The 19,092-nt window shown below is 45.8% G+C and carries 16 protein-coding genes; 15 read left to right on the top strand and 1 reads right to left on the bottom strand.

What is annotated here, in order from left to right; all coding sequences use genetic code 11:
* The first annotated feature begins 199 nt into the window (after positions 1-199).
* The 11 genes from rpoE to acpS all read left to right on the top strand — a co-directional run bounded on the left by rpoE (position 200) and on the right by acpS (position 9,439).
* On the top strand, positions 200-778 hold the full coding sequence (gene rpoE / locus R7E42_RS19395; RefSeq protein WP_005380946.1) for an RNA polymerase sigma factor RpoE: 579 nt from the start codon (positions 200-202) through the stop codon (positions 776-778).
* Positions 779-804: 26 nt separating this feature from the next.
* Positions 805-1,431 (top strand): sigma-E factor negative regulatory protein, encoded by a 627-nt coding sequence (locus tag R7E42_RS19400; protein WP_005380944.1) that lies wholly within the window; start codon positions 805-807, stop codon positions 1,429-1,431.
* Positions 1,428-2,387 (top strand): sigma-E factor regulatory protein RseB, encoded by a 960-nt coding sequence (rseB, locus tag R7E42_RS19405; protein ID WP_005380941.1) that lies wholly within the window; start codon positions 1,428-1,430, stop codon positions 2,385-2,387. The genes R7E42_RS19400 and rseB overlap by 4 nt, the downstream gene beginning before the upstream one ends.
* Positions 2,388-2,389: 2 nt before the next feature.
* On the top strand, positions 2,390-2,860 hold the full coding sequence (locus tag R7E42_RS19410) for a SoxR reducing system RseC family protein (RefSeq protein WP_005380936.1): 471 nt from the start codon (positions 2,390-2,392) through the stop codon (positions 2,858-2,860).
* A gap of 158 nt (positions 2,861-3,018) precedes the next feature.
* On the top strand, positions 3,019-4,812 hold the full coding sequence (gene lepA / locus R7E42_RS19415) for a translation elongation factor 4 (RefSeq protein WP_005380934.1): 1,794 nt from the start codon (positions 3,019-3,021) through the stop codon (positions 4,810-4,812).
* A 104-nt stretch (positions 4,813-4,916) separates the two neighbouring features.
* On the top strand, positions 4,917-5,816 hold the full coding sequence (lepB, locus tag R7E42_RS19420) for a signal peptidase I (RefSeq protein ID WP_064354307.1): 900 nt from the start codon (positions 4,917-4,919) through the stop codon (positions 5,814-5,816).
* A 21-nt stretch (positions 5,817-5,837) separates the two neighbouring features.
* Positions 5,838-6,515 (top strand): ribonuclease III, encoded by a 678-nt coding sequence (gene rnc, locus R7E42_RS19425; RefSeq protein WP_005380932.1) that lies wholly within the window; start codon positions 5,838-5,840, stop codon positions 6,513-6,515.
* Positions 6,508-7,470 carry a GTPase Era gene (gene era / locus R7E42_RS19430; protein ID WP_005380931.1) on the top strand — a complete coding sequence of 321 codons (963 nt, stop codon included), beginning with the start codon at positions 6,508-6,510 and terminating at the stop codon, positions 7,468-7,470. Before rnc ends, era begins: the two co-directional genes overlap by 8 nt.
* Positions 7,471-7,585: 115 nt before the next feature.
* Entirely contained in the window at positions 7,586-8,317 is a 732-nt protein-coding gene (gene recO, locus R7E42_RS19435; RefSeq protein ID WP_005384578.1) for a DNA repair protein RecO, read from the top strand.
* Positions 8,314-9,048: a pyridoxine 5'-phosphate synthase gene (gene pdxJ, locus R7E42_RS19440; RefSeq protein WP_005384579.1), complete on the top strand. Its 735-nt coding sequence runs from the start codon at positions 8,314-8,316 to the stop codon at positions 9,046-9,048. The genes recO and pdxJ overlap by 4 nt, the downstream gene beginning before the upstream one ends.
* A gap of 10 nt (positions 9,049-9,058) precedes the next feature.
* On the top strand, positions 9,059-9,439 hold the full coding sequence (acpS, locus tag R7E42_RS19445; protein WP_005380927.1) for a holo-ACP synthase: 381 nt from the start codon (positions 9,059-9,061) through the stop codon (positions 9,437-9,439).
* A gap of 69 nt (positions 9,440-9,508) precedes the next feature.
* Here acpS and barA read toward each other — a convergent pair whose 3' ends face one another.
* Complete coding sequence (gene barA / locus R7E42_RS19450) at positions 9,509-12,307, bottom strand: two-component sensor histidine kinase BarA (protein ID WP_033907441.1); 2,799 nt, start codon at positions 12,305-12,307, stop codon at positions 9,509-9,511.
* A gap of 192 nt (positions 12,308-12,499) precedes the next feature.
* Between barA and rlmD the strand changes: the two genes are divergently transcribed.
* From rlmD to R7E42_RS19470, 4 genes are all read left to right on the top strand, one after another.
* Complete coding sequence (gene rlmD, locus R7E42_RS19455) at positions 12,500-13,819, top strand: 23S rRNA (uracil(1939)-C(5))-methyltransferase RlmD (protein ID WP_005383776.1); 1,320 nt, start codon at positions 12,500-12,502, stop codon at positions 13,817-13,819.
* Positions 13,820-13,942: 123 nt separating this feature from the next.
* A complete protein-coding gene (gene relA, locus R7E42_RS19460; protein ID WP_005383778.1) occupies positions 13,943-16,162 on the top strand; it encodes a GTP diphosphokinase in 2,220 nt (739 codons plus the stop codon).
* Positions 16,163-16,402: 240 nt separating this feature from the next.
* On the top strand, positions 16,403-17,206 hold the full coding sequence (gene mazG, locus R7E42_RS19465) for a nucleoside triphosphate pyrophosphohydrolase (RefSeq protein WP_005383780.1): 804 nt from the start codon (positions 16,403-16,405) through the stop codon (positions 17,204-17,206).
* A gap of 204 nt (positions 17,207-17,410) precedes the next feature.
* On the top strand, positions 17,411-19,051 hold the full coding sequence (locus tag R7E42_RS19470; RefSeq protein WP_021034029.1) for a CTP synthase: 1,641 nt from the start codon (positions 17,411-17,413) through the stop codon (positions 19,049-19,051).
* Positions 19,052-19,092: the final 41 nt, after the last annotated feature.

The following is a 19,092-nucleotide window of genomic DNA, read 5'->3' on the forward strand; positions in this document are numbered from 1 at the left end:
GGCAGCGGTGGTCATTTGGGTACAGACATCACACTGTGAAAAAACAATGACAAAAAACTTGAGAAACCATGGAACTTTCTCATTCACGTTAGGGTCACAATAGTGCTCAAGTAAGCAGTGGTGTCAATACTACGTTTTGCATAATTAGTACCCATATCTGAGAAGAGTAGGGGCATAACAAATAGGAGTATCCGCTCGAATGAACGAGCAGCTGACCGATCAAGTATTGATTGAGCGAGTTCAGAATGGCGATAAGCAAGCATTCAACCTGTTGGTAACAAAGTACCAGAATAAGGTATGTAATCTTATTTCCAGATACGTTAGTAATCCTGGCGATGTACCAGATGTAGCACAAGAAGCGTTTATTAAAGCTTACCGAGCTATCCCTAGCTTTCGTGGGGAAAGTGCGTTTTATACGTGGCTGTATCGCATTGCAGTGAATACTGCGAAAAATCACATTGTTGCTCAAGGGCGTAGACCTCCAGCGACAGATGTCGATGCTGAAGATGCTGAATTTTACGAAACAGGTAGTGCACTTAAAGAAATATCGAACCCTGAGAACTTAACGTTGTCCAAAGAATTGCAACGGGTGGTGTTCAGTGCAATCGAAGCTTTACCTGAAGATTTAAAAACCGCAATGACATTACGAGAGCTCGATGGCTTGAGTTATGAAGAAATTGCAGAAGTGATGGATTGCCCGGTAGGAACGGTACGATCGCGTATCTTCCGTGCTCGTGAGGCGGTGGAAAAGAAAATCAGACCTCTTTTGCAACGCTAGTACAAGTAATAACTATGGTGAAAATAATGGCTGACAAAGAAAAACTTTCAGCTCTCATGGATGGAGAATTGGTCGATAAGGCTTTAATTCAAGAGTTAGAGCAAGACCAAGAGAGCCGTGATGCTTGGCAGAACTATCACCTGATTGGTGATGTGATGCGAGGCGAAGCGCCAGCAAAACCTGAGTGGAATATTGCTGAAAGCGTGGCGTTAGCGTTAGAAGATGAACCTGCACACCGTGCGTTTGATTCGCACAGTGCAAATGTTATCTCAATTGCGGATACGCCAAAAGAGTCGCAACCAGAACCGCAAAAAGCAAAACGTCAGTTGCCAGGTTGGTTGACGCAGTTTGGTCAAGTTGCTGTTGCTGCATGTGTATCGCTTGTTGTTATTTTAGGTGTACAGCAGTACGGTGGTAGCGATTCAATGTCGCCGCAAACAGATCAATTACCTGTATTGCAGACGGTTCCGTTTGCTGGCAGCGCAGAACCAGTGAGTTTGACTCGTGAGTCTGTAGAACGTTCTGTAGGCGAGGCAAATATGCAAGAGCAGCGCAAGCGTGTTCATGCTATGCTGCGAGACTACGAATTGCAGTTACGAATTAACAGTGATGCATCTCAACAAGATGCAAATCTGAATCCGGATATTGAATGAAAAAATTTCTGATCAGCGCTTGCGCTCTGTTCAGTATGATGTCTTCTCAAGCCTTTGCTGGTGATAAGCCAGCGGAGGCTTTATTGCATCAAATGAGCGAGGCGAGTAAGAATTTAAGTTACGAACTCTCTTATATCCTTATCAAAAAGAACAGCATTGAGCCGTTGCTGTATCGTCATGCCACGCATGGTGACGATCAATATGCTCATCTTGTCTACTTAAGTGGCCCTGTGCGTGAAGTGATTCGTCGCGGAACTGAAGTAAGTTATATCGAAACGGGTTTAGAACCGTTCACCATCGAGTCAGGTAAAATGGTCGCTCCGACGATGCCTATGCTCAACACCAATATCGATGAGCTAAACTTGTATTACGACTATGTAAAAGTGGGCAGAGCTCGTGAAGCTGGTGTGGCAACACAAGTGCTGCGTATTGTTCCTAAAGACGGTCTGCGCTATTCATACGTACTATGGATCGATGAAAAGAGTAAATTGCCGTTACGTGCCGACCTTGTGGACCGCGATGGTGAAATGCTTGAACAATATCGCACTATTTCTTACACGGTAAACCCAAAAATCGCAGAGTTAATGAGTGGCTTGCAAGATGTTCAATTACCTGCTGTTCTAACCATGCCAAAAGGCGATATTGGGACCAGTAATTGGCAGGTTGGTTGGATCCCTGAGGGTTTCGAGCCGAACGAGCTCAACCGCTATCGTATGGCCGTTACTAACCAAATGGTGGAGAGTCAGCTGTATTCTGATGGTCTGTTTAGCTTCTCTGTTTACGTAGCAAACAAAGATGAGCATTCGTTAAAAGGGCAGTTGGTTCGCCAAGGCAGAAGAACGCTACACAGTTTTGTGAGCGGTCAACATGAAATCTCTGTTGTAGGAGACATTCCACCGACCACAGCACAGCGTATCGCCCAATCTGTCACATTTAATGTAACAAAGAGTAAATAACAATGATGACCGCGTTGGCTACCGTGACAGACGTGCATCGTCGCGGCAAGCAATTCGAAATTGATTTAAGTTGCGAACAGCAGACCAGTTGCAGTAGTTGCTCTTCACAGAAAAGCTGTGGAACGGGCGTTGTTACTAAAGCCATTGGTAACAAGAGTTTATCTTGGCACCTGCGCACGGATAAATCGGTGAAAATAGGTCAAGTCGTCGAGATTGGTTTTCCTGAGTCAAGCCTAATAAAATCAGCAATGGCGGTTTATTTACTGCCATTGTTTGGTTTGATTATCGGTGCGATGTTTGGTCACTTCCTGTTAGCGCCGCTGACAGCCGGCGGGGAAGGCATCATCATATTGGCATCGGTATTGTTTGCCGCTGGTGGAATGTGGATCGCAAAACGTGTTTCTCGTCCGTTAGAAGATGAATCCAAGCGCCAAGTTACCCTCGTTCGGGTACTTGGAGAGCCAATCCAGTAAGTGCTGTCCCCCTCCACTAAAGGTTATTTGGGTATGTACTTTAAATTACGTGCGCCCGTTAACGAAATTCGGTAGAATCTGCCAACTTGATTGAAATGCCGTCAGTAGATGGCGTTTCTTACTGTCCCTATTTGTAAAGAGTTAGTCACCCTAAATCTATGAAGCACATTCGTAACTTTTCGATTATCGCCCACATCGACCATGGTAAGTCGACCCTATCAGACCGTCTAATCCAAGTTTGTGGCGGGTTAACCGATCGTGAAATGGCCGCACAGGTTCTGGATTCTATGGATCTTGAACGTGAGCGTGGCATCACCATCAAATCTCAGAGTGTGACGCTAAACTACACCGCTAAAGACGGTGAGACGTATCAGCTGAACTTCATCGATACTCCGGGGCACGTTGACTTTGCATATGAAGTATCACGTTCTCTAGCGGCTTGTGAAGGTGCGCTATTGGTTGTGGATGCGGGTCAAGGTGTTGAAGCTCAAACACTGGCTAACTGTTACACCGCGATCGAAATGGATCTAGAGGTTGTGCCAATCTTGAACAAGATTGACCTACCAGCAGCCGATCCTGAACGTGTAGCGGAAGAAATTGAAGAAATCGTTGGTATCGATGCAATGGAAGCAACCCGCTGTTCTGCGAAGACAGGCATCGGTGTTGATGACGTTCTAGAGAACATTGTGTCAGCGATTCCAGCACCGGAAGGTGATCCAGATGCGCCACTACAAGCGCTTATCATAGACTCATGGTTTGATAACTACCTTGGCGTTGTTTCTCTAGTGCGTATTAAAAACGGCGAACTGAAGAAGAACGATAAGATCAAAGTGATGAGTACGGGCCAAGTTTGGGGTGTAGACCGCCTTGGTATCTTTACGCCAAAACAAGTGGATACCGATACCCTTCGTACTGGTGAAGTAGGTTGGGTTGTTTGTGGTATCAAAGACATTCTTGGTGCCCCTGTTGGTGATACGCTGACTCTAGCGAAGAATGGTTGTGATAAACCGCTACCTGGCTTTAAGAAAGTTAAACCTCAGGTTTACGCAGGTCTGTTCCCTGTATCTTCCGACGATTACGAAAACTTCCGTGACGCACTAGGCAAACTAAGCCTTAACGACGCATCGCTATTCTACGAGCCAGAAAACTCTGCGGCACTTGGCTTTGGTTTCCGTTGTGGTTTCCTTGGCATGTTGCACATGGAAATCATCCAAGAGCGTCTAGAGCGTGAATACGACTTGGATCTTATTACCACAGCACCAACGGTAGTTTACGAAGTTGAGAAGACAGATGGCGATCTGCTGTATGTTGATAGCCCAGCAAAACTACCAGCGATCAATGACATTGAAGAAATTCGTGAACCGATTGCACGTTGTAATATCCTTGTGCCTTCAGAGTACCTAGGTAACGTAATCACTCTGTGTGTTGAAAAGCGAGGCAGTCAAGTTGATATGGTTTACCACGGTAACCAAGTCGCTGTGACTTACGATATTCCAATGGCTGAAGTGGTACTGGATTTCTTCGATCGTCTGAAATCAACATCACGCGGTTACGCATCTTTGGATTACAACTTCCAGCGTTTTGAAGCTTCGAACATGGTACGTGTAGACGTTCTTCTTAACGGTGACACTGTTGATGCATTGGCGATGATCACACACAAAGATCAGTCTCAGACTCGCGGTCGTCAGTTGGTAGAGAAGATGAAAGAATTCATCCCTCGCCAAATGTTTGATATCGCAATCCAAGCGGCAATTGGTAACCACATTATCGCTCGTTCAACGGTAAAACAGTTGCGTAAGAACGTTATTGCGAAATGTTACGGCGGTGACGTAAGTCGTAAGAAGAAACTTCTGAAGAAACAGAAAGAAGGTAAGAAACGCATGAAGCAGATCGGTAACGTTGAGCTGCCTCAAGAAGCGTTCCTAGCCATCCTTCACGTAGGTAAAGACTAAAGTTGAACTTTGTCTCACACTTGTCGGTCTTAAGACGTTAGATATTAAAATAAGTGAAAGGGTTTCGGCTCTTTCACTTTCGTATTTTTAGATAAGGGAATTTAATGGCGAATACATTCTCACTGATGTTGGTTATTGCGACTTTGGTAACTGGCGTGGTTTGGCTATTGGAAAAGCTGGTTTTCGCGAAAAAGCGTCAGGAAAAACTGGCTGAGATTCAAGCTCAGACGTCTAATGGTTTGGATGCAGTGACCTTGCAAAAAGTTGAGCGTCAGCCTTGGTGGGTTGAAAATAGCGTCTCTATTTTCCCTGTGATCGCGTTCGTTTTAGTATTACGTTCTTTTATCTACGAACCATTTCAAATCCCATCAGGCTCAATGATGCCTACCTTGCTGGTTGGCGATTTCATTTTAGTTGAGAAGTACGCGTACGGTCTAAAAGACCCAGTATGGCGTACTCAGCTAGTGGAAACTGGTAAGCCTGAGCGTGGTGATATCGTGGTATTCAAATACCCACCACAACCAAGTGTGGACTACATTAAGCGTGTAGTTGGTTTACCTGGTGATATCGTGCGTTATTCAAGTGATAAGCAGCTTTGCGTGCAAAGCCAAGGCGAATCGGCGTGTAAGCCAGTTAAACTGAGCAATGTTGAAGAAAGTCAGTTTAGCTCGAACGGTATTCCAATGATCCAACTGGATGAAAAATTGGGTAACGTTGAGCACAATATTTTGGTTAACCCTCTTGTGCGTAACCGCGTGGAGCAATATTTCCCACGCAGCGGCACGACAGAGTGGGTTATACCACAAGGTCAGTATTTTGTGATGGGTGATAACCGTGACAACAGTGCTGACAGCCGTTACTGGGGCTTTGTTCCAGAAGCAAACTTAGTCGGTAAAGCTGTCGCGATCTGGATCAGCTTCGAGTTTGATCGTGGCGCAGATAGTGTTCTACCTTCATGGATTCCAACTGGTGTGCGTTTTAACCGCATCGGTGGCATTCACTAACCATTCAAATATCGAGAGAGTATGAATTCTCCAATTGATAAACTAGAGAGAAAGCTCGGCTACCAGTTTCAAGATGCCGGGCTTATCAATTTGGCGCTGACGCACCGCAGCGCCAACAGTAAGCACAATGAACGTCTTGAGTTTCTGGGCGATTCAATTTTAAGTTTTGTCATCGCTGATGATCTGTACCATCGTTTCCCAAAAGTGAACGAAGGTGACATGAGCCGCATGCGTGCTACTTTGGTTCGCGGACATACATTGGCGGAACTGGGTCGTGAATTCGATCTAGGAGATTATTTAAAATTAGGTCCAGGTGAATTGAAGAGTGGCGGTTTTCGCCGAGACTCTATTTTAGCCGATGCGGTTGAAGCCATTATTGGCGCAATTTACCTAGACAGTGATCTTGAAGTTGTGCGAGGCATTGTACTGAGTTGGTATCAGTCACGCCTTGAAGCCATTAAACCAGGCGTTTCACAGAAAGATCCGAAAACTCGCCTACAAGAGTTCCTACAAGGCAGAAGAAAACCGCTGCCTGTCTACACAGTGACTAATATTAAAGGTGAAGCGCACAACCAAGAGTTCACGGTTGAGTGCGAAGTAGCAGGTGTGGATAAGCCTGTAATCGGTAAAGGCACCAGCCGCCGCAAGGCAGAACAAGCGGCTGCTGAAACAGCACTTGAGCAATTAACAAATGGCTGATAACGAATTCGATATCGATGCGTTTTTCGCATCACAAGGTGAGCCAAGCTCGCCAGAAAACCAACACTGTGGCTTTATTGCTATTGTTGGTCGTCCAAACGTAGGTAAGTCGACACTTTTGAACAAGATTTTGGGTCAGAAGATTTCGATCACCTCTCGTAAGCCGCAAACGACACGCCACCGTATTATGGGTGTGGATACGGACGGCGATTACCAAGCGATTTACGTCGACACGCCTGGACTTCACATTGAAGAAAAGCGTGCGATCAACCGTTTGATGAACCGTGCAGCTAACTCGTCATTGAGTGATGTAAACCTTGTGTTCTTCTTAGTCGATGGTACGCATTGGACTAAAGACGATGAGATGGTGCTGACCAAACTTCAAAAATCGAACTTCCCAGTTGTGCTTTGTGTAAACAAGGTCGACAACGTACAAGATCGTAACGACGTGATGCTACACATGGCGGAGATGTCGAAGAAGATGGACTTCGTGGATGTTGTGCCAATCTCTGCCAAGCAAGGTAAGAACATTGACGTACTGCGTAAGCACGTGCGTAATCACTTACCTAAAGCAACGCATCACTTCCCAGAAGAATACGTGACTGACCGTTCTCAGCGTTTTATGGCGTCTGAGATTGTGCGTGAAAAGCTGATGCGCTTTACTGGTGAAGAGCTGCCATACTCAGTAACGGTTGAAATTGAACGTTTTGATTACAACCCCGAAACCGACGGTTTCCACATCAATGCCTTGATTCTTGTTGAGCGTAATGGTCAGAAGAAAATGGTGATTGGCAAAGGCGGCGAGAAGATTAAAACCATTGGTCGCGAAGCGCGTTTGGATATGGAAGAATTGTTCGGTCGTAAAGTTTACCTAGAAACCTGGGTAAAAGTGAAATCTGGCTGGGCAGACGACGAACGAGCGTTGCGATCGTTGGGTTATATAGACGATTTATAATCTTGGCTGCGAAGGTGCTTCGCTCCAACATCGATGAAAAATCAGTATCGATTAAAATAAGGAGCCGCTCGGCTCCTTATTTTTTATTTCACACTTTTTAGGCACAATGACTTAGATGAGTAATCTGTCTTCCGAAGGTTTACAGCGCTGTTTTGTATTGCACCGACGCCCTTACAGTGAATCGAGCTTAATCCTTGATGTATTTAGTGAGGAATATGGCCGAATGACTTTAATGGCCAAAGGCGCGCGCAGTAAGCGTTCGAACTTAAAAGGCGCATTGCAACCTTTTACCCCGCTATTACTTAAATGGTCGGGGAAAGGCTCAATGAAAACTTTGCGTCAAGCCGAGCCGATAAGTCTAGGTTTGCCGTTAACGGGCATTAATCTCTACTCAGCCATGTACGTCAATGAACTGATTGGCCGTATTTTGATGGCTGAAGTGCCGATGCCAGCACTATTTCATGATTATTTGCATGCTTTAACCGAGTTGGCGCACAACGAGAACCCTGAGCCTGCACTGCGTCGTTTTGAGTTAGCCTTGCTGTCTGCGATGGGGTATGGCGTGGATTTTTTGCATTGTGCAGGTACCGGCGAGCCCGTCGATCCAGAAATGACCTATCGTTACCGGGAACAGAAAGGGTTTATTGCTTCGGTTAGGCGCGATAACCTCACGTTTTTAGGGAATGAACTGATTGCTATCAGTGAGCGGCGGTTCGTCACTAAAGAGCAGCTAAAAGCGGCAAAACGCTTTACACGTATAGCCTTAAAGCCGTATCTTGGCGGCAAACCTTTAAAAAGTCGTGAATTTTTCATTCAGACCCCCAGAGCACGGAGTAACGGAAAATGAGCTCAATTTATTTAGGCGTCAATATCGACCATATTGCCACTCTACGTAATGCACGTGGTACAAAATACCCGGATCCTGTTCACGCTGCTGAAATTGCAGAGCGTGCAGGCGCGGACGGTATCACTATCCACTTACGTGAAGACCGTCGCCATATTTTGGATCGTGATGTACGTATTCTGCGTGAAACCATTCAAACGCGTATGAATCTAGAGATGGCAGTGACGGACGAAATGGTTGAGATTGCGCTGCAAACTAAACCAGAGTTTGTGTGTCTAGTGCCTGAAAAGCGTGAAGAACTGACGACGGAAGGTGGCTTAGATGTTGTAGGGCAGCTTGAAAAAATTAAAGCTGCGACGAAAAAGCTGACAGATGCCGGCATTAAAGTTTCGCTCTTTATTGATGCTGACCGTCAACAGATTGAAGCTGCGAAAAAGTGTGGCGCTCCGTTTATTGAGCTACATACTGGCCACTATGCAGATGCGACGACAGAAGACGAACAGCAAGCTGAACTGAAGAAGATTGCTGCTGGTGCGAGTTATGCACATGACCTAGGTATTATTGTTAATGCCGGGCATGGCCTGACTTATCACAATGTCGCACCAATTGCTGCATTACCAGAAATTTACGAACTCAACATTGGTCACTCAATCATTGGTCGCGCGGTATTTGATGGTTTAAATAAAGCGGTTGCTGACATGAAAGCACTGATGATTGAGGCTCGCCAGTCATAGGGCTATCTAGATGGCGATTATAGGGTTAGGGACCGACATTGCAGAAATTGAGCGTATTGAAAAAGCGTTAGCTCGTAGTGGTGAACCTTTTGCTCAGCGGATTCTTTCAGAAGAAGAAATGGCCAAATTCTCACAGCTTAAGCTGCAAGGTCGTTATCTTGCTAAGCGCTTTGCAGTCAAAGAAGCGGCCTCAAAAGCATTGGGGACAGGGATCGCAAAAGGGGTCACGTTTCACGACTTTTCCATCTCGAACGATGAGCTTGGAAAACCAGTGCTCGCATTGACGGGCACAGCCAAGCAAATAGCGGATGCGATGGGCGTTAACCATATTCACCTGTCCATTTCCGATGAGCGTCATTACGCTGTGGCGACGGTCATTTTTGAATCCTAGCTTGTAAGTCTTAAACAAAATACTAAAAAGCCAGAGCATTTGCTCTGGCTTTTGTTTCTCTTCAATAGATCACTGTTCAAGGTATAACTTTGCGGTTGTTGTTACTTTAATCATTTCATCTTGCAGCTCGAACATTTCAGGCTCAACTTCCTCAAGACTGATCCCTGAGCGCAGTGCTTGCTCAAGCGTCGCACAGAGTGATTTCAGCCTTGGAACACCACAATATGAACTACTGCCGTGCAGCTTATGGATGACATGAATTAGGTCGTCACGAGAGATATCTTCTTGCTCCAGAGCTTGGTCAACGACTGCTTCTACTTCAGGGATGAACTCAATCAACATGCGCAACATATCTTTGGCGAGATCCTCTTTATTCGCGCTCTGTTTTAAGGCCGCTTGCCAATCAATAATCACATCCTGTTGAGGTGAAGAAACGGATTGTGGTGCGCTTCCTTCAGGTTCATCAACGTATGAAGGGGCGACTTTGCCAATGCTCTCTGTACAAGCATTTGGGTTCCAGTGAACCAAAACCTGTTGTAGCACATGCTCTTCAATAGGTTTGGTCAAGTAGTCATCCATTCCTGCCGAGAGCAAGCGGTCTCGTTCCCCAGCCATGGCATGCGCCGTTACCGCAATCACTGGCGTGTCTTTATTTAGCTCCAACTCTTTAATGTGCTTACAAGCGGTCACACCATCCATTTGTGGCATTTGGATATCCATGAAGATTAAATCGTACTTTTTCTCTGTCGCCAGGTTCACCGCTTGCTGGCCATTGCTACAGGCGGTGACGGTTTCTACTCGTTCGCGGAGCAGTGCAGAGATCAGCTTCAAGTTTGCAGGGTTGTCATCCACTGCTAGTACAGTCAGAGGTAAACGGTCCCCTTCGCTTGGCGTAATTGGAGCGCTTAATACCGGTGGCGATTCTACATGTTCGCTAATCAGGCTTTGTAGCAACTTACGGCGAGACAATGGCTTCGTCAGGCACTGGACGTGATGCTCTGTCATTATTTGGTCCGCAAGCGCCAATTCGGTACTCGGTGTCCCTAGGAGAACACTCGGAGCCATGCGTTTCGCTTGTTCTATCCAAGGTGTAATAACTTCCGCATCGTGAGTCTGGTTGGCCGCTAAATTCAACAGTACATAATCATATTGTTCTTCGTTGTTTGGTAGCGAAGAGCGGTAGGTTACTAAAATACCCTCCTGACTTAGAATCTGTTGGGTTACGGATGCGGCTTGCATGTTTGGTTCAATCAGCAGTAACTGCTTCCCAGTCAGAAGTTCCACTTCAATCAGTTCGCTCATTGGCATCTCGGTTGAGTGCAAGCGCACCGTAAACCAGAAGGTTGAACCTTGGTGTAGACGGCTGGTTAAACTGATTTCGCCGCCCATCTGGCTCACCAGTTTCTGAGTGATAACCAGACCAAGGCCAGTACCACCGTAACGACGTGAAATACTGGCATCCGCTTGGCTAAAGGCTTGGAACAACTGCGCTTGCTGACGCTCAGAGATACCAATACCGGTATCACGCACCATGAATTGTAGTTCGACGGAGTCTCCTGATTGAGAGCGCATTTCTACGCTAACATCAATGTTGCCTCGCTCGGTAAACTTGATTGAGTTACCGACTAAGTTCGTCAAAATTTGTTGGATACGTAGTGGATCCCCAACTAAACCTGGTGGAATTTTAGGGTCCACTTTTAGGGTGATTTCTAACCCTTTCTCATGTGCACTTGTGGCTTGTAGGTTAATTACCTCTTCTAAACTTTCTCGGAAATCAAAAGGAATGTTTTCCAGCGCCAGCTTACCCGCTTCAAGTTTCGAGAAGTCGAGAATGTCATTGATGATATTCAGCAGGTTGTTCGCCGACTTCTCAATCGTCTGTAGGTAATCCGTTTGGCTGTTAGAAAGCTGCGTTTTAAGCATTTGACGAGTAAAGCCAATCACCCCATTGAGCGGAGTACGCAGCTCGTGCGACATGTTCGCCAAGAACTCTGACTTAACCCTGGCCGCTTCTTGCGCGCGTTTCTTCGCGATATCCAGCTCAACGTTCTGAATTTCTAGCTGCTCAAGCGTTTCACGTAAGTCGGACGTGGCTTGGTCTATACTGTGCTGCATCTCTACGTGATATTCTGATAACGATACCGCCATGGCGTTGATGCCATTTTTTAGCTGGTCTAACTCACCGTGCATTTTGCCTTCGATACGCACATCCAGATGACCACGGCGAATGCGGTCAACGACATTCTTCATGTGGGTGATAGGTTGGGTCACATCGTGCATTAGACGTGAAGCAAACACACTTGCTAAGCCAAGACCGAGAACCAGAACTAAAAACGCAGAGAAGACTTCTTGATACTGTTGCAGCCTCAAGGAGGAGAGATCTAACTCGACGGCGATGTAACCAATCGCTTTTGTGCCTTGGCTTTCGTTCGATAACTCCGCTAAGTAGTGACCTTCTGACAAAATGGGGACACGCAATATCAGTGAGTTTTCGTAGATTTCCGAATTACCCAGTTGCGGGATCGGTTTATCTTTGGGAAACATCAAGGCTTCAAAATTAGGATGAAAGTTAGAGGTTACAAAGAGCTCATGATGTTCATCAAATACCGCGATACTACGAACCAGTTTGGAGTTTTTACGGTGCGCGTAGCTTATCAAGCGACGTACCGCCTCTCGGCTTTCTGATAGTAGATGAGTTTCACTGGCAATCGCCAGCGGCTCAATAATGCTGTTACCAGTGGTGATAACTTGTTTCTCAAGGTCTTGGTAGCGGTTAAATGAGAAAAAGCCGCTCAGTAATAAACCAATAATGAGAGTGGGAGCGAGAGTTAGTGTAATTACACGTGCTCGTAAGCCATATCTGGTCATGTTATCTAATTACATCGGAGTCTGGATATGGGAAAATAACGCATTATTTCTCAAGCGCACGATAAAGCCTTGAGCAAAGAAGTGACGTCACCGAATAAACGGTAAGCATAATCAAGTCACTCGAATCACACAACGGCTGCAATCAAGAATAGTGAAGCCGAAGAGCAATTACATATAAATCAGGCATAGAGCATGGCACGCATCTTTCAACCGAAAAAGAAAACCCAACTCAATACTCGGCACCAAGCAGTGCAAGTAGAGCGTTTAGATCACCACGGCGCAGGCATTGCTTACCTCAAAAAGAAGCCATTGTTTATCGATGGAGCACTGCCGGGTGAGGAGGTGGTCACTCAATTGGTGGAAGAAAAGAGCAAATACGCTCGCGGTAAGTTGATTAAAATCCTTAAGCCGAGTGAAGCTCGTGTGGAGCCATTTTGCCCACATTATCATGAGTGCGGTGGCTGTGATTTGCAGCATCTAGATTATGACCAACAATTGACGTACAAACAGCAAACGTTGCGTCAGCTAATGCGAAAATTTTCAGGCAGTGACATTGAACTAGATGCCCCGTTATTGGGAGATTCGCAGGCCTACCGTCGCCGTGCGAGAGTGAGCTTGTTTGTTGATAAAAAAACACGTCAGCTACATTTTGGTTTTCGTAAAAAGCAGAGTAAGCAAATTGCGCAAGTGACCGATTGCCCAGTGCTGGCACCGGAACTGAATGTTTTGCTGCCAGAGATTTACTCAGCCCTAAAAGCGTTCAAAAAGCCTGAACAATTGGGTCATGTAGAGCTGGTACTTGGTGATAATGGGCCGTGTATTACGCTGCGCCACTTGAGCGCTCTGACAACGAGTGAAACTCAATCTCTAACGGAGTTGGCAAAACGTCATGGCGCATCGTTGTACTTAATGCCATCGACAGAACAATTAGACCTTATCGAAGGCGATATACCTTTTTATCAAGAAGTTGGAGTGAAAATCCCTTTTGCACCAAATAACTTTATTCAAGTAAACCAAGGTGTAAACCAACAAATGGTCAAGCAAGCGGTTGAGTGGTTAGACCCACAAAAGAGTGACCGAGTGTTAGATTTGTTCTGTGGTTTAGGCAACTTTAGTTTACCAGTTGCGAAATTAGCTAAGCACGTGGTTGGAGTAGAGGGTGTTGCAGAGATGGTAGAAAAAGCCACAAACAATGCATCTTTGAACCAAATCAATAACGCGCAATTTTATCACGCTAACCTTGAGCAAGATTTTGAAGGCCAAGCCTGGGCCGCAGAGCGGTTTGATAAAGTATTATTAGACCCGGCACGCGCGGGAGCGAGTGGGATCATCGATCAAGTTTCTGAGCTTGGCGCACAGCGTGTAGTTTATGTTTCTTGTAATCCTGCTACCCTTGCTAGGGATAGTCAAAGCTTGATAGAGCAAGGCTATAAATTAACTAAATTAGGTATGCTGGATATGTTCCCTCATACCAGTCATCTAGAATCGATGGCATTGTTTGAAAAGTCCTAACTTTAGGACTTTGACCCCTTATTTGTGGTGGGTGGTCATAAAGCCAGCGTGTACGCGCGGTAAAAAGAACTAACCTGGACGGTGTTAGTCAAACCACACGAATATAATAATTAGGATGATGAGATGGTTGCGGTAAGAAGCGCGCATTTAAACCAAGATGAACAGTTTGAACTCGAAAACTGGGTGGCTAGCCTAGGACAAGAGAAAAACACAGCCTCACGCTTAATCGAAGTATATCGAGATTGCCAGACAGTATTAGCTGATAACGAGCAAGCGGAACTGTTGTTGTGGCGTGGACGAGAAATGATCGAAATTTTGATCACCTTGTCTATGGACCAAGCCACTTTAGTGGCTGCTCAACTGTTTCCTTTGGTTTCAAGTGGTGCTTTTAACAGAGAAACTCTGGAAGAGAAATACAGCAAAGAAATCATAAAATTAATCGACGGCGTTGAAGAAATGGCTGCTATTGGCCAACTCAACGTCAACATGGAAGGCAGTGCAGCGTCATCTCAGGTAGATAACGTACGCCGCATGCTGCTTGCCATGGTGGATGACTTCCGCTGCGTAGTTATCAAGCTCGCGGAACGAATTTGTAACCTTATTGAAGTTAAAAAAGCGCCAGATGAAGTTCGACGTGCGGCGGCAAAAGAGTGTGCCAACATCTATGCGCCGCTAGCAAACCGATTAGGCATCGGTCAGCTGAAATGGGAAATTGAAGATTACGCTTTCCGCTACCAACAACCGGAAACTTACAAACAAATTGCCAAACAGCTTTCTGAGAGGCGCATCGTTCGTGAACAGTACATCAAAGACTTTGTTGAAGACCTCACGCACGAAATGGAAGTGTCGGGCATCAATGCCGAAGTGAGTGGTCGACCTAAGCACATCTACAGCATTTGGCGAAAAATGCAGAAAAAGAGTTTGGCCTTTGATGAGCTGTTTGATGTGCGAGCAGTGCGTATCATCGCAGACAAACTGCAAGATTGTTACGCGGCTTTAGGCGTAGTTCACACCAAATACAAGCATCTACCGAGCGAGTTTGATGACTACGTTGCTAACCCTAAACCAAACGGTTATCAATCGATCCATACAGTAATTCTAGGGCCAGAAGGCAAAACTATCGAGATCCAGATTCGTACCAAGCAAATGCATGAAGAGTCGGAACTGGGGGTTGCAGCGCACTGGAAATATAAAGAAGGGGCAAGCAGCCGAAGCGGTTATGATGAGAAGATCACGTGGCTGCGTAAGCTACTGGATTGGCAAGAAGAAATGTCTGACTCTGGCGAAATGCTCGATGAACTGCGTAGCCAAGTCTTTGATGACCGTGTTTATGCCTTTACACCACGTGGTGATGTTGTCGATTTGCCAATGGGGGCAACGCCGCTAGATTTTGCCTATCACATTCACTCCGAAGTGGGACATCGTTGTATCGGTGCCAAAGTCGGAGGTCGTATTGTGCCATTCACGCATAAATTACATATGGGTGACCAAGTCGAGATTATCACTCAGAAAGAACCTAACCCATCACGTGACTGGTTAAACCCATCATTAGGCTTCGTTCATTCTGGTCGTGCGCGTGCCAAAATTAACGCCTGGTTCCGAAAACAAAGCCGTGAGAAGAACCTCGAAGCAGGTCGTGAAATCCTTGAGCATGAGTTAGCCAAAATTGGCGCAACGTTAAAAGATGCAGAGCATTACGCCCTCAAGCGGTTTAACGTCAAAACACCAGATGAATTGTATGTTGGGGTAGGTAGCGGTGATTTGCGCATCAACCAAATCATTAACCATATCAACGCGTTAGTTAACAAGCCAACGGCAGAGGAAGAAGACCAGCAAGCACTGGAAAAACTGCAAGAAGCTGAGCATAAATCACCCGCGCAAAGCCGACCGAAAAAAGACGCAGTTGTAGTAGAAGGCGTCGATAACCTAATGACACATCTAGCACGTTGCTGTCAGCCAATTCCAGGTGACGATATCTCTGGTTACATAACGCAAGGTCGTGGGATTTCAGTACACCGTAGTGACTGTGAACAGCTAGAAGAACTGCGCCATCATGCGCCAGAGCGCATCATCGATACAGTCTGGGGCAGCGGCTTTGTGGGGTCATACATCCTCACCGTGCGTGTTGAAGCGATGGAGCGAGGTGGTCTACTCAAAGACATTACGACACTGTTCGCCAACGAAAAGATCAAAGTGACCAGTATGAAGAACCGAGTCGACTACAGACGTCAACTTGCCATCATGGACTTTGACCTAGAAGTCACCAATATTGAGGTGCTTTCGCGGGTTTCGAAACGTGTGGAACAGATCAAGGATGTCATGACGGTGAAACGCCTCGGCTAAAACTCTCGTCATAGTTACACTTGCGTCATATTTGGCTTTTTATCTGCGTTAGCTGCACTTATTCCGACGTGCCGGCTCAGGGGCATCACATAGTAGGCTATGCTCAGGAGTCGCGAAAACTTGTTGCCTTGTCAAAGTAACAATTACTTAGTGAAAGCTGCTGAGAAAATATAATGTAGAAGGTGAGTGGTTTTGGCTGCTCACCTTTTTCTTTAATAGAAAGGTTTAAAGGAACAAAAAATGAGTCATCCAATTGAACAGTTAGAACAAATCATGGCGAAGCTGCGTGACCCCGAAAACGGTTGCCCTTGGGACTTAAAACAAACCTTTGACACCATCGTTCCGCATACAATAGAAGAAACCTACGAGGTGGTGGACGCGATTCAAAATCGAGATTGGCCCAATCTAAAAGAAGAGCTAGGGGATTTGTTGTTTCAGGTGATTTTTTACAGTCAGCTAGCGAAAGAGCAAGAGCTGTTCGACTTTTCGGATGTCGTCGAAACCGTGAACGAAAAACTGACTCGTCGCCACCCGCATGTTTTTTCAGATGTTGAGTTTGAATCTGACGAGGAAATTAACGCGAACTGGGAAGCGGAAAAAGCAAAAGAAAAAGCCCTAGTAGGCAAAGCGGAAGAAAGTATCCTAGACTCAATACCAAACTCTTTACCGGCACTTTCTCGTGCTACAAAAATTCAGAAAAAATGTGCAAAATTTGGGTTTGATTGGGATTCACTTGGCCCGGTTGTCGATAAAGTACGAGAAGAAATTGACGAAGTCATGGAAGAGGCACTGCAAGTTCAGCCCGATGAAGAGAAAGTTGAGTTGGAGCTCGGTGATTTGCTATTTGCGACTGTCAATTTGGCTCGCCACCTTGATAAAAACCCAGAAGTCGCGCTAGGAAAAGCAAACGTAAAGTTTGCGCGACGTTTTAAACAAGTTGAAGGCAAGGTCCAGCAGTCAGGCAAAGTACTTACAGATTGTTCTTTATCAGAACTTGACCATTTTTGGGATGAAGTAAAACAAGAAGAATCGAGGCAGAGGTAAACTGGCAGAATACATAATATAAGGTCAGCTTGTTTGGTTACACGAAACGGACTTTGGTTTGTCTTTGCTCACTTTGATTTGAAGCAAAAAATAAAAAATTACGGTGTGATAGATTTCACGTTGTGGCGGTAAGGAGCTTCTGGTATATTTATCTCCCGTCCAGAAGCACTCCATTTCCCTCATTCAACCAATTTCAGGTTAAACATGACGACAAATTACATTTTTGTTACTGGCGGGGTTGTATCCTCTCTAGGTAAAGGTATTGCAGCAGCATCTCTTGCGGCTATTCTAGAAGCTCGTGGTCTTAAAGTGACTATGATGAAGCTTGACCCTTACATCAACGTTGACCCGGGCACAATGAGCCCTACTCAGCACGGTGAAGTGTTCGTTACAGAAGATGGCGCAGAGACTGACCTTGACCTTGGTCACTACGAGCGTTTCATCCGTACCAAGATGACCAAGCGTAACAACTTCACTGCAGGTCGTGTTTATGCCGACGTACTTCGTAAAGAACGTCGTGGTGACTACCTAGGCGCAACTATTCAAGTTATCCCTCATATCACTAACGCAATCAAAGATCGCGTTATTGCAGGTTCTGAAGGCCATGATGTGGCTATCGTTGAAGTTGGCGGTACTGTTGGTGATATCGAATCACTACCATTTATGGAAGCGATTCGTCAGCTAGCTGTTGAGCTAGGCCGTGAGCGCGCAATGTTCATGCACCTAACACTTGTTCCTTACCTAGCGGCAGCGGGCGAAGTGAAAACTAAGCCGACGCAACACTCTGTAAAAGAACTTCTATCTATCGGTATTCAGCCAGATATCCTAGTTTGCCGTAGCGATCGCGTTATTCCTGCGAATGAGCGTAAAAAAATCGCACTGTTCTGTAATGTTCCAGAAAAAGCAGTAATTTCAATGAAGGATGTAGACTCTATCTACAAGATCCCTCAGTTGATTAAATCTCAAGGTCTAGATGACCTTGTGTGTGCTCGCTTTGGTATTACTGCTCCGGAAGCAGACCTTTCTGAATGGGAACAGGTTATCTACGAAGAAGCAAATCCTACTGGTGAAGTAACCATCGGTATGGTTGGTAAATACATTGAATTACCAGATGCATACAAATCTGTGAACGAAGCGCTTAAACACGCTGGCTTGAAAAACCGTCTAAGCGTCACAATTAAGTATGTAGACTCACAAGATATCGAAACAAAAGGCGTTGAACTTCTAGAAGGTTTGGACGCGATCCTAGTACCAGGTGGCTTCGGCGATCGTGGTATTGAAGGCAAGATCCGTGCGGCTCAATATGCACGTGAAAATAACGTGCCTTACCTAGGTATTTGTTTGGGTATGCAAGTTGCACTAATCGAATACGCGCGTAACGTTGCGGGTATGGAAGGTGCACATTCAACAGAATTTAACAAAGAGACTAAGTACCCTGTGGTAGGTTTGATCACAGAGTGGGTAGACGAATCAGGTAGCGTAGAAGAGCGTACTGAAAAGTCTGACCTAGGCGGTACGATGCGTCTTGGTTCACAGCTGTGTCACCTAGAGAAAGGGACTAAAGCTCGTGAACTGTACGGTAGCGCGACGATCCATGAACGTCACCGTCACCGTTACGAAGTGAATAACGTGCTTCGTCCGCAAATCGAAAAAGCAGGCCTAAAAGTATCAGGTCTATCTGCGGACAAGAAGTTAGTGGAAATGATTGAGAACCCAGCTCACCCATGGTTTGTAGCGGCTCAGTTCCACCCAGAATTCACCTCGACTCCTCGCGATGGACATCCATTGTTTGCAGGTTTTGTTAAGGCTGCGGGCCAAAACGCACGCGGCGAATTCGAGAAGTAAAAGGATACGGGCGGCGGCGAAGGTTGTGCTGCTGCCCTTTA

It is taken from the genome of Vibrio sp. Vb1337 (assembly GCF_033338715.1).
Classification (GTDB): Bacteria; Pseudomonadota; Gammaproteobacteria; order Enterobacterales; family Vibrionaceae; genus Vibrio; species Vibrio alginolyticus.